Raw genomic sequence first — 11,750 nt, 5'->3', positions numbered from 1 at the left:
GCCCTCCTGGGCTCCGTACTCGCTCCGCCCCCAGGGTTCGAACCCGGGCCTCAAGGCTCCAAAGGCCTGCGTGCTGCCACTACACCAGGGCGGATCAACCTCGCCATCCTGCCTGTACGGGCGCGGGACGGCAAGGCCGTCACATCCTCTCATGCCCGCGCTGCCGGCAGCGCGCCCAGGAGACGGCATGATGGTGCTATGTCGACCAAGGCGAGCAAGCGGACCCGGATGAGTGCCAGCGAGAGGCGTGAGCAGCTGATTGACGTCGCCCGCGGGCTGTTTGCGGAGAAGGGCTTCGACGGTACCTCCATCGAGGAGGTCGCCAGCCGCGCCAAGGTCTCCAAGCCCGTGGTCTACGAGCACTTCGGCGGCAAGGAGGGCCTGTACGCCGTCATCGTGGACCGTGAGCTGAGCATGATCTCCGCCACCATCACCGCGGCCCTGTCCTCCCCGGCCCCGCCGTCAGCCGTGGTCGAGCGCGCCGCACTGGCGCTGCTGACCTACATCGAGGACTCCCCCGACGGCTTCCGGCTGCTGTCCTCCTCCACTGACCGGGCGGCAGGGACCTACTCGACGCTGCTGGCCGACGTCGCGATCCAGGTCTCGGGGATCCTGGCCGAGCAGTTCTCCGCCCACGACCTCGACCCGCGCACCGCACCGCTGTACGCGCAGATGCTTGTGGGCATCGTCTCCTCACCAGCCTGGTGGTGGCTGGAGAACCAGCGCATGAGCAAGGAGGAGGTGGCGGCGCACATGGTCAACCTCGCCTGGAACGGGCTGAAGGCCATGGAGCCTCGCCCCCACCTGCGCGAGCGCGCGAAGGGCACCGACGAGGACGCCAGCGCCGGTCAGTAGCCGCCCCAGCCTCGCCCAGAGCCTCAACCCGCCGCTTCCTGCTCCAGCACCTCGGCAGCCTCCAGCCACTGCGCCTCCAGCTCGGCCTGCTCAGCCTCGGCGGCTGCCAGCTCGCGGCCGAGCCCGGCGAGCTCGCCCACGCGTGCAGGGTCGGCGGAGACCTGCTCCATCCTGGCGTGCAGCGACTCCACCGCCTGGGCGGCCTTGTCCATCTTGCGCTCGATACGAGCCAGGTTCTTCTGGGCCTCGCGGCGCTCAGCACCCGTCAGCCCGCTCGCCCCGGACCCACCGGAGCCGTCCGCTACGCCGTCGTCCCCCGCGGCGGCCGAGACCGAGCGGGCACCGGCACCCGCGGAGCCCTCGGCCTCGCGGCGCAGATGGAGGTACTGCTCGACGCCGCCGGGCAGGTCACGGACCGCACCGTCCCCCAGGAGGGCGACCTGGTGGTCGGTGACACGCTCCAGAAGGTAGCGGTCGTGGGACACCACGACGAGCGTGCCGGGGAAGGAGTCAAGGATGTCCTCCACCGCGGCGAGGGTGTCAGTGTCCAGGTCGTTGGTGGGCTCGTCCAGCAGCAGCACGTTGGGCTCGGTCATGAGCAGGCGCAGCAGCTGCAGGCGTCGGCGCTCGCCGCCGGAGACCTCGCCTACACGCGTCCAGGCCCGCTGGCGGGTGAAGCCCAGGCGCTCAACCAGCTGTGCTGCGGTCATCTCCTTGCCGCCCACGCTCACGTGCTCGCCCACCATCGCCACCGCCTCGACCACGCGCATGTCCGCCAGGGGGTCGAGCTCGTGGGTGGACTGGGACAGCGTGGCGACCTTGACGGTCTTGCCGCGCACGACGCGCCCCTCGGCCGGCTCCTGGACCCCCTCAAGCAGACGCAGCAGCGTGGTCTTCCCGGCCCCGTTGACGCCGACGACGCCCACGCGCTCCCCGGGAGCCAGGCGCCAGGTGACCTTGCGCAGGACCTCACGCTCGCCGCCACCCTCCAGCGGGTAGCGCACGGTGACGTCCTCCAGGTCGACCACCTTCTTGCCCAGGCGCGCGGTCGCCATGGCCATGAGCTCGACGCTGTCGCGCGGCGGCGGGACGTCGGCGATCAGCGCCTCGGCGGCGTTGATACGGAACCGAGGCTTGGAGGTGCGCGCGGGCGCGCCCCGGCGCAGCCAGGCCAGCTCCTTGCGCAGGAGGTTCTCACGCTTCTCCGCGGCGACGGCGGCCTGCCTGGCTCGCTCGGCGCGCGCCAGGACGTAGGCGGCGTACCCGCCGTCGTAGGTCTCGATGCGACCAGGCACCTGCGCGCGGCCGTACCCCGGATCGACCCCCGGCACGACCTCCCACACGTTGGTGCAGATGGCGTCGAGGAACCAGCGGTCGTGGGTGACGGTCACCAGGGCGCCGGTGGAGGTGCGGCGCCCGGAGAAGCGCGCGCCCAGGTGCCGGGCCAGCCAGTCCACGCCCTCGACGTCGAGGTGGTTGGTCGGCTCGTCCAGGATGATGACGTCGCTGGGAGCGGTGAGCACGGCCGCGAGCGCGACCCGGCGGCGCTGGCCGCCGGAGAGGCGCGCGACCTCGGCGTCCAGGTCGAGGTCGGCCAGCAGCCCGGCGTGCACGTCGCGAACGGCGGGGTCCGAGGCCCACACGTGCTCCGGCACGTGGCCGTGGACCGCCTGACGCACCGTGGCACCGGGGGCGAAGTCGTCAGCCTGGGTGAGCATCGCCACGCGGGTGTCGCCGGCGCGGGTGACGCGTCCGCCGTCGACCGGTCGGGTACCGGCCAGCACCGACAGCAGCGTGGACTTGCCCGCGCCGTTGGGGCCGAGCACGCCCACACGGGTGCCGTCCTCGATGCCGAGGGTGACGTCGTCAAGAAGGACGCGTGAGCCCACCATGACGCTGATGGACTCCAGACCGAGCAGGTGCGCCATCAGCCCACCACCCTCGCGCCCGCCACCGGGGCATCAGCCCGCACGGTGCCGGCCACCAGCCCGCACGCGGTCAGCGCACGGGACACACGCATCGCGGTGCCCGTGTCCTCGACCAGGGCGGCGACGGTCGGGCCGGAGCCGGAGACGATGGCGCGCAGCGCGCCGGCGTCCTGCGCCACCTCGATCACCTCGGCGAGCTCGGGACGCAGGTCGAGTGCTGCTGCCTGCAGGTCGTTGTGCATGGTGGCCGCCAGTGCCCGGGCGTCACCGCTGCGCAGGGCGGCTGTGAGCTCCTCCGGGACCGGGGCAGGGGTGGTCCGTCCGCCCTCCTTGGTCCCGTGCCCGACGGCCTCTGCCTCCTGCGTGGGAACGGGCTCGGCGGCCTCGTGCTGCGAGCGCATCTGGTCCAGCCGGGCAAAGACCTCAGGCGTGGACAGTCCCTGGCGGGCGACGGCGAAGACCCAGTGGTACGTCCCGCGCGTCATGAGAGGGCTCAGCCGGTCTCCCCGGCCGTGTCCGACGGCGGCGGACCCGATGAGGGGGAAGGCGCAGTCCGCCCCGAGCCGGGAGGCGAGCTCCGTGAGGGCGCCCAGGCCGAGGCCCGTGCCCCACAGGTGGTTGCAGGCCAGCAGGGTGGCTGCGGCGTCGGCAGAGCCTCCTGCCATCCCTCCGGCGACCGGCACGCGCTTGCGCACGAGCAGGTCCACGCCCTCCTCGACCCCGGTCTCCTCGGCCAGGAGCCGGGCCGCGCGCACGGCGAGGTTGCGCTCGTCGGTAGGGACGGCGTCGTCAGGCTCGGCCAGACTGAGCGTGACCGCGCCGCGGGCGTCGGCGGCCTGGCGGCGGGCGGTGACGGTCTCGATGAGCCGGACTGCCTGGAAGACCGTGGTCAGCGGGTGGTAGCCGTCTGCGCCCGGGGCGCCGCAGGACAGGAAGAGATTGACCTTGCCAGGGGCCTCGACGCGCACCGACGCGGCTGATCCGGCCTTGGGCCCGGCAACGCGCGGGGCGCCGCCAGGGACGACGCGCAGGTGGCTCATCGGGTGGCCTCCTCGTGGGGGCTGACAGCGCCGTGGTCCTCAAGGGCCTCGGCGAGGGCGGCGAAGTCCTGGACGTCGAGCGTCTCGCCGCGTCGGGTCGGGTCGATGCCGGCCGCCCGGACGGCGGCCTCAGCCGCCTGGGGGCTCCCGGCGAGAGCGGCCAGAGCCTGACGCAGGGTCTTGCGACGCTGGGCGAAGGCGGCGTCGACGACGGCGAAGACCGCCTCCCGGCTGGCACGGGTGCTCGGCGGCTCACGGCGGACGAGCTCGACCAGCGCGGAGTCGACGTTAGGAACCGGCCAGAAGACGGTACGGCCGATGGTGATGGTCCGGCGGGCGGAGGCGTACCAGGCGGCCTTGACCGAGGGCACGCCGTAGACCTTGGAGCCAGGGCCTGCAGCCAGACGGTCGGCGACCTCAGCCTGCACCATGACGGTGACCAGCTCCAGGCTCGGCAGGGCGGCCAGCAGGGTGAGCAGGACGGGGACGGCGACGTTGTAGGGCAGGTTGGCCACCAGTCGCGTAGGCATCGGGTCGCCGTCGGCCAGTCCGAGCGCGGCAGGGCCGTCAATGGTCAGGGCGTCCGCACCCACGACCCGCAGGCGCGCAGCCGCCTCCGGCATGCGCTGGCCGACGGTGACGGGCAGGGCCTGGGCGAGCGGCGGGTCGATCTCGACGGCGACGACGCTGGCTCCGGCCTCCAGGATCGCCAGCGTGAGCGAGCCCAGGCCCGGGCCGACCTCCAGGACCGTCTCACCGCTGCGTACACCGGCGGCGCGCACGATGCGGCGCACGGTCCCGGCGTCGTGGACGAAGTTCTGTCCCAGGGTCTTGGTGGGGCGCACCCCGAGGGCCTGGCTCAGCGCACGGACGTCGGCAGGCCCGAGAAGACCGGAGGCAGCGCCGTCGGGCTCAGGTACGGTGGGTTCGGGCATGGGGCCAGCGTAACGGCCCCGCCCGCAGGCCTGCGGCCTCAGCGCAGACCCAGGCGTGAGGTGCAGGCGGGCCACTGGCCCCAGCCGGAACGCGCCTGGAGCTTCTGGGCCATGGCGGTCTGCTCCTCGGCGCTGGCCTCGGAGGGCAGGCCGGTTCCGCCCAGGGACTGCCAGGTCCCCAGGGAGAACTGGTACATGCCGTAGTAGCCGTTGCCGGTGTTGATGGCAGGGTTTCCGCCGGACTCGCACCGGGCCAGGGCCGCCCACACGTCGCCGGAGACGGCGGCGTCGCCCGAGCCTGAGACAGCCGAGCCTGAGAGGGCCGAGGCGGCGACTGAGGCGGCCGATCCGGTGCCCACGAGGACGACCTCCTGGGTGGCGGGCGTGACCGTCACCTGGGACAGGACCTCACGGGACGCCTCCTGCCCGCCCACCGCCGTGACCTGGTAGGTCGTGCGGACCACGCCGTTGGTGCCGGCGGTCCTGACCTGCGTCTCGCCCTGAGGAAGAGAATCGGTCTCCTGGCGGACGGTCTCGTAGGCCTGCTCCGAGTCCTCGGTCACGGTCGACACCGTGGTCCGGGCGCCTGGCACCATGAGGCCGACCGGGGCGGTGGTCTCCTGACCGTCGTCGGCGCTGCCTGGCGCGGCCCCGATCCCGACGATGCTGGCTCGTGCGGCCTCCAGGGGAGGGACGTCGGGGCCGGCGGCCTGGACGGCCGCGTAGGCACCACCGCTGACCGCGATCGCGAGCGCGCTGGCGACCGCACCTGCTCGCACGAGGGAGCGGCGCAGCACGTGACGGTCACTGGCCTCGCCACGACCGTGGGCGCCCAGGTGATCCTGCTCGGCACGGTGGGCGTCCATGCTCTCAGCTGAGGTGCGGTGTCCCACGATGAGAACCGTCCTTTCGTCGGGAGCCATCACGGTAACGAAAAGATCACGGCGCGCACAATGAGGCTTCTCACGCTCAGCCCCGGCCTCTGGCTGTACTCGCCCCCTCGTCCTGCGTCGCGAGTGTGCGGTACGGCCTTGAGCGTGCAGTCCCAGGGCGCGCACCCATGCACCTACCTGCGAGCTCGCCGCGTGAGGTCAGCCCGAGCCCGGGACCGCTGAGCCCCGCTCGCCGGCACCCAGGAGCAGAGGACTCAGTACCAGCCGACGCTCTGGGAGTGGGCCCACGCCCCGCACGGGTTGCCGTAGCGTCCGGAGATGTAGCCCAGTCCCCAGGTGATCTGCGTGGCGGGGTTGGTGGACCAGTCGGAACCCGCCGAGGCCATCTTCGAGCCGGGCAGCGACTGCGGAATGCCATAGGCGCCGGAGGAGGGGTTCTGCGCCCGGTAGTTCCAGTTGGACTCGCGGTTCCACAGGTTGACCAGGCAGGAGAACTGCTCGTCCCCCCAGCCGTAGGAGGAGAGCATGGACCGGGCGATCGCCTGGGCGGAGGCGGCGTCCGTCCCCGCAGCCGCCAGACCCGCCGTCGTCGCAGCCGTTCCGGTGCCGACGAGGACGACCTCGTCCACCTTCTCGGTCACGGTGACCTGGGACAGGACCTCGCGCAGGGTCTCCGTGCCGTCCTCGGTGGTCACCTGGTAGGTGGTGCGGACGAGTCCGTTGACGCCCGCGGTCTTGACCTGGGACTCACCCTCCAGAAGCGTGTCAGTACGCTCCTCGACGGTCTCGTAGGGCTGCTCGACGTCCTCGGTGACAGTCGAGACCGAGGCCTGTGCGCCGGGAACCCTGAGGCTGTCCGCCTGTGCCGTCGTCCCCTCAGAGACCTCGCCGATGGCACGCATCTGCGTCTGCGTCTCCCCCAGGGGCCTGACGTCCGTGCCAGAGACGCTGACCGCGGCGTAGGCGCCGCCGCAGACCGCCAGCGCCAGGGTGGCGGCGGTGCCGCCCGCACGCATCACGACGGGAGTCATCGAGGTACGCACAGGACCCTCGGCACGACGGCGGCCGTTGTCACGAGAACCCGGTGTCAGGCTCCGCTGAGCCAGCGCTCCGAGACCGACGAGCGTCGTGGTGACAGAGCTGCTCTGAGAGTGACGACCCACGATTGAACTTCCTCACCTTAGGGGACCGGCAACGACGGTAGTCGATGCGTCAGGCTCCTGCAATAAGTTTGATTACGAATTGATCACACGCGGCGTGTCCTCACCCCTCCTCGCCGCACCCAGGCGGCCACTGCACCCCGAGCACCACCTGAGGGCGCAGGCCGTCACCGCAGGCTCACCCCCGACGGCGCCGCTCACCAGCGGCCGTAGACCTCTTCGGTACTGCGCGCCAGCAGCTCACAGAACGCCGCCTCCTCCACCCCGCGTGAGGCAGCCAGGAAGCGGACCGTGTCCCCCATGAGGTAGGAGGCGTTAGGCCGACCACGCCACGCCTGGGGCGGCAGGTAGGGGGCGTCGGTCTCCACGAGCAGCAGCTCGGCAGGCACCAGGGCGAGCGCGGCGCGCAGCTCCTCGTTGGCCGGGTAGGTCACCGGCCCGGCCACCGAGGCGTACCAGCCGTGCTCGGCGCAGGCGCGGGCAAGCCCCACCCCGCCGGAGAAGCAGTGGAACACGGTGCGCTCGGGGGCGCCGTCAGCCAGCAGGACCTCGACACAGTCCTCGTGCGCGTCACGGTCGTGGATCTGCAGCGGCAGGTCCAGCTCCTTGGCCAGGGCGACGTGCGCCCGGAAGGCCTCACGCTGGACCTGGCGGCCGCGCTCACCGGTGCGGAAGTAGTCCAGCCCGCTCTCCCCCACGGCGACGACGACGTCCCGGCACTCCCGGATCGTCGCCTCCAGGCGCGACAAGGCAGCCTCGAGCGTCTCGTCGTGGTGAGGGGCCGCCACAGGCTCCAGCCCGTCCGGCCCGACCTCACGCACGCCCGCGTGGAGCACGGCCTCGTTGGGGTGGACGGCCAGCGCCACGCGTACCCCCGTGACGGTCCTGGCGAGCTCGACCGAGCCCGCCCAGGTCGGCGTCTCGCACGCCGAGGTGACCACTCGCGTCACGCCTGCCTCAGCCGCCCGCGCCACGAGCTCGGCGGCCGAGACAGGAGCCTCGCTGCCAGGACCGCTGGCTGGCAGCCCGGGGACAGGCAGGTGCGCGTGGTTGTCCGTCACCTCACCCGTCAGGGGGGCGACGGCGTCGGCCGGCGGCCAGGACCGGTCGCGGTGCTTGCGGCTCATCTGCGACGCAGACCCTCAGGCGCCGGTGACGTCGTCGGGGCGGGAGTCGGCGTAGCGGGCCAGCTCCTCCTCCACGATGGCCTCGTCCAGCTTGACGAAGACCGGCGAGGGCTTGGCGATCGGCGTACCGACCCCCACCTCGTGGCGGCCCCAGGTGGGGACCGAGGTGTAGTCACCGGTGATGATCGGGTAGCCGTCGCGGCCGTCGAAGGCAGCGGGCAGGACCTCAGGATCGAGCTCGGCCACCTCCTCGATACGCGGCATCGGGGCGATCTCGCCCGTGCCTCCCAGGATGCGGTCGACGTCGTTGGCCGCGTGGGGCAGGAAAGGCGAGAGCATGAGGTTGAGGTCCGCTACCGCCTGAGCCAGGGTGTGGAGGATCGTGGCCAGGCGCGGCAGCTGCTCCTCGCTCTTGAGCTTGAAGGGCTCGGTGTCCGCCACGTACTTGTTGGCCTCGCCCACCAGGCGCATGGCCTCAGCCAGAGCCGCCTTCTGGCGGTGGTGGCGGATGAGGTCGCCGACCGTGGTGAAGCCGGCCTCGATCGAGGCCAGCAGGGTCCGGTCGATCTCCTCCAGCTCGCCGGGCTCGGGAACCTCGCCGAAGCGCTTGTGGATCATCGAGGCAGTGCGGTTGACCAGGTTGCCCCAGCCGGCCACGAGCTCACCGTTGGTCCGGCGCACGAACTCGGCCCAGGTGAAGTCGGCGTCCGCCGTCTCAGGGCCGGCGGCGGAGATGAAGTAGCGCAGGGCGTCGGCCTGGTAGCGGGCCAGGAAGTCGCGCACGTAGATGACGATGCCGTGGGAGGAGGAGAACTTGCGTCCCTCCATGGTGAGGAACTCGCTGGAGACCACCTCAGTGGGCAGGTTGAGCACACCCAGCTCGCCGCTTTCGCCGCCTTTGTCCCCCTGGCCGTTGTAGCCCAGGAGCTCGGCGGGCCAGATCTGGGAGTGGAAGACGATGTTGTCCTTGCCCATGAAGTAGTAGGACAGGGCCTGCGGGTCGTTCCACCACTGGCGCCAGGCCTCGGGGTCCCCGGTGCGCCGGGCCCACTCGACGGAGGCGGAGAGGTATCCGATGACGGCGTCGAACCACACGTACAGGCGCTTGGTGGGCTGGTCCTCCCAGCCGGGGACCGGGATCCCCCAGTCGATGTCGCGGGTCATGGCACGCGGACGGATCTCCTCCAGGATGTTCTTGGAGAAGCGGATGACGTTGGGGCGCCAGGTGCCTGAGGCCTCGCGCTCGTCCAGCCAGGCCCCCAGCGCCTCGGCCAGCGCCGGCAGGTCGAGGAACCAGTGGTTGGACTCGACGAACTCAGGTACCTCGCCGTTGATCCGCGAGCGGGGGTCGATGAGGTCGGTGGGGTCGAGCTGGTTGCCGCAGGCGTCGCACTGGTCGCCGCGGGCGCCGGGGGTGGCGCAGATGGGGCAGGTGCCCTCGATGTAGCGGTCGGGCAGGGTGCGACCGGTCGACGGGCTGATGGCCGAGCGCGTCACCTGCTCCACCATGTAGCCGTTGTCGCGCACGGTGCGGAACATCTCCTGCACCACCCGGTAGTGGTTGCCGGCGGTGGTGCGGGTGAACAGGTCGTAGGACAGTCCCAGGGCGACCAGGTCCTCGACGATGAGGCGGTTGTTACGGTCAGCCAGCTCGCGGGCGCTGACGCCCTCCTCGTCCGCGGCCACGAGGATCGGGGTGCCGTGCTCATCCGTGCCCGAGACCATGAGGACGTCGTGGCCGGCCATGCGCATGTAGCGGGAGAAGACGTCGGAGGGGACTCCGAAGCCGGCGACGTGACCGATGTGGCGGGGGCCGTTGGCGTAGGGCCAGGCGACCGCGGACAGGATGTGGCTCATGGGGCAAAGCCTATCCTGCCCAGCGCCGGCCCCGTTTCTCCTCCTTGCCACTTACGGCGCCCTCATTCCACGGGAGGAGGCCGTGCGGCGACCTGGCCCCTACCCTGGGCGCTACGAGCGACGCCCTGCGCCCCACCCGCACCCCGACCAAAGGCCTGACGATGTCCACTCCTCCCGCCTCCGGATCGCCCTACGCCTCCGCACCGCAGACACCACCCGGCCCCTGCACGACGTCGGCACCCGCCTACGCTGCGGCGCCGCCTGCCGCCGTCCCCGGTATCAAGGGAAGGAAGGGCCCGCTCGCCCTCATCATCGTCGGCGTGGTCCTCCTGGTGGTGGCGGCTGCCGTTCTCATCGGCTCGGTCGTCTCCGTCGCCAGAGTCTCCTCGCCCCTGTCCCAGGTCCCGTCCGGCAGCGCGGTCGCAGCCGAGCTCAGGACCGGCAACGTCTACGGCATCTACTCCGACGGCCTGTCCGCCACCGCGTGCGCCGTGACCGCCCCCGACGGCGCCGAGGTGCCGCTCATCGAGGTCCGTTCCTCGATCGAGGTCAACGACCACGCCCTCGTGGCCACCTTCATCCCCACCGTCTCCGGCTCCTACACGGTCACCTGCACGACCTCCGGTAACGAGCCGATCTTCCTCGGCGAGGCCACCAACGCCAAGGAGATCGGCTGGATGGCCGTCGGCGCCATCGGATCGGTGCTGGGCGGTCTCCTGGGGGCCAGCCTGCTCGTCGGCGGCCTCGCCTGGCTCCTCGTGCGCCGTTCACGCAACCGCCGGATCCTCCAGGCTCAGACCATGGGGCCAGCCTACTCGCAGCCCGGCTGTCCCCAGTCCGTGCCGCAGCCGGGCGCCGCCCCCGACCAGAACGGTAAGTGGTTCCGCCCCTGAGCCCCGCCCCCGCTTGCCCCGACGGCGCGGGCTGAGGGCCTCAGGCCAGCCAGGCCCGGCCAACGCACCTGCGCCGACGGCGCGGGCAGCCCGGGCCCCGCACCTGGCCTGAGAGTGGGCCCAGGATCAGTCCTGGGCCCGCTCGTCACGTAGAGCGAGCGCGGCCCGGTAGACCTCGTTCGGACGCAGCCCCGACTGGCGAGCCACCTCAGCGGCGGCCGTCTTGAGCCGCTGTCCGGTATCGGCCAGAGCCAGGGCCTGGCGGGCGGCGTCGCGAGGATCAGCCTGCACCGGCTGTCCTCCGGCCACCACCAGGACGATCTCGCCCAGGGCGCCCTCCGCCGTCGCCTCGGCAAGATCCCCCAGCGTGGCGCGACGCACCTCCTCATAGGTCTTGGTGAGCTCACGGCACATCGCCGCCTGCCGTCCGGCTCCCAGGACCTCGGCCATGAGCTCCAGGGTGGCGTGGACGCGGCGGGGCGACTCGAAGAAGACCATCGTGCGCTCCTCGCCAGCCAGCTGCTCCAGGGCGCGGCGCTGCTCACCGGGCTTGCGAGGCAGGAAGCCCTCGAAGCAGAAGCGGTCCGACGCAAGGCCGGACAGGGTGAGGGCGGTGAGGACCGCGGAGGGACCAGGGGCCACGGTGACAGGGACACCCGCCTGCGCCGCCGCAGTGACGAGCCGGTAGCCAGGGTCGGAGACGGAGGGCATCCCGGCGTCGGAGACCATGAGGACGCGCTGGCCGGCGCGAGCCGCCTCGATCAGCTCGCCGGCGCGCTCGCGCTCGTTGTGCTCATGGAAGGCGATGACGCGCCCGGCCACGTGGATGCCCAGACGCTGAGCGAGGCCCAGCAGCCGGCGCGTGTCCTCGGCCGCGACGAGATCGGCCTGGGCGAGACCCGCACGCAGCCGCTGTGAGGCGTCCGCGACGTTGCCGATCGGCGTGGCGGCCAGGGTGATGGCGCCGGCGCGAGGAGAGGCTGGTGCCTCCTGCGTCGCAGGAACAGAGCCGGTGCGATCGGGGTTGGAGGCCTCAGTCATAGGCTCAGTATGGCTGGTTCT

Annotated in this window: 10 protein-coding genes and 1 tRNA gene; 2 read left to right on the top strand and 9 right to left on the bottom strand. The window is 71.9% G+C overall.

From position 1 onward, the window contains the following. Positions 1-22: 22 nt before the first annotated feature. Positions 23-94, bottom strand: a tRNA-Gln gene (locus HRL51_RS01135). Between the two features lie 104 nt (positions 95-198). Between HRL51_RS01135 and HRL51_RS01130 the strand changes: the two genes are divergently transcribed. After that, positions 199-855, top strand: a complete 657-nt coding sequence (locus HRL51_RS01130; RefSeq protein WP_172192078.1) for a TetR/AcrR family transcriptional regulator — start codon at positions 199-201, stop codon at positions 853-855. A 23-nt stretch (positions 856-878) separates the two neighbouring features. Here the strand turns inward: HRL51_RS01130 and HRL51_RS01125 are convergent, their stop codons facing one another. The 7 genes from HRL51_RS01125 to metG form a co-directional block, all read right to left on the bottom strand. Next, positions 879-2,783 carry an ABC-F family ATP-binding cassette domain-containing protein gene (locus tag HRL51_RS01125; RefSeq protein ID WP_172192075.1) on the bottom strand — a complete coding sequence of 635 codons (1,905 nt, stop codon included), beginning with the start codon at positions 2,781-2,783 and terminating at the stop codon, positions 879-881. Further along, positions 2,783-3,823, bottom strand: coding sequence for a 4-(cytidine 5'-diphospho)-2-C-methyl-D-erythritol kinase (locus HRL51_RS01120; RefSeq protein WP_172192073.1), 1,041 nt, complete (start codon positions 3,821-3,823; stop codon positions 2,783-2,785). The genes HRL51_RS01125 and HRL51_RS01120 overlap by 1 nt, the downstream gene beginning before the upstream one ends. After that, positions 3,820-4,758: a 16S rRNA (adenine(1518)-N(6)/adenine(1519)-N(6))-dimethyltransferase RsmA gene (gene rsmA, locus HRL51_RS01115; protein WP_172192070.1), complete on the bottom strand. Its 939-nt coding sequence runs from the start codon at positions 4,756-4,758 to the stop codon at positions 3,820-3,822. Before rsmA ends, HRL51_RS01120 begins: the two co-directional genes overlap by 4 nt. 38 nt (positions 4,759-4,796) lie before the next feature. After that, positions 4,797-5,681: a resuscitation-promoting factor gene (locus HRL51_RS01110; RefSeq protein WP_172192068.1), complete on the bottom strand. Its 885-nt coding sequence runs from the start codon at positions 5,679-5,681 to the stop codon at positions 4,797-4,799. Positions 5,682-5,905: 224 nt separating this feature from the next. Then, on the bottom strand, positions 5,906-6,814 hold the full coding sequence (locus HRL51_RS01105) for an aggregation-promoting factor C-terminal-like domain-containing protein (protein WP_172192065.1): 909 nt from the start codon (positions 6,812-6,814) through the stop codon (positions 5,906-5,908). A 194-nt stretch (positions 6,815-7,008) separates the two neighbouring features. Then, the gene (locus tag HRL51_RS01100) at positions 7,009-7,938 is read right to left on the bottom strand and encodes a TatD family hydrolase (protein ID WP_172192062.1); all 930 of its coding nucleotides are present in this window, start codon (positions 7,936-7,938) and stop codon (positions 7,009-7,011) included. A 15-nt stretch (positions 7,939-7,953) separates the two neighbouring features. After that, positions 7,954-9,795, bottom strand: coding sequence for a methionine--tRNA ligase (metG, locus tag HRL51_RS01095; protein WP_172192060.1), 1,842 nt, complete (start codon positions 9,793-9,795; stop codon positions 7,954-7,956). A gap of 161 nt (positions 9,796-9,956) precedes the next feature. Here metG and HRL51_RS01090 point away from each other — a divergent pair, with 161 nt between their 5' ends. Continuing rightward, positions 9,957-10,688: a hypothetical protein gene (locus HRL51_RS01090; protein ID WP_172192058.1), complete on the top strand. Its 732-nt coding sequence runs from the start codon at positions 9,957-9,959 to the stop codon at positions 10,686-10,688. Positions 10,689-10,814: 126 nt separating this feature from the next. Here HRL51_RS01090 and rsmI read toward each other — a convergent pair whose 3' ends face one another. Then, positions 10,815-11,729 (bottom strand): 16S rRNA (cytidine(1402)-2'-O)-methyltransferase, encoded by a 915-nt coding sequence (gene rsmI, locus HRL51_RS01085; RefSeq protein WP_172119940.1) that lies wholly within the window; start codon positions 11,727-11,729, stop codon positions 10,815-10,817. Positions 11,730-11,750: the final 21 nt, after the last annotated feature.

This window comes from Actinomyces faecalis (genome assembly GCF_013184985.2).
In the GTDB taxonomy this organism is placed as follows: Bacteria; Actinomycetota; Actinomycetes; order Actinomycetales; family Actinomycetaceae; genus Actinomyces; species Actinomyces faecalis.
The sequence above is the reverse complement of the archived record's forward strand: the minus strand, read 5'-3'. Positions and strand labels throughout refer to the sequence as shown.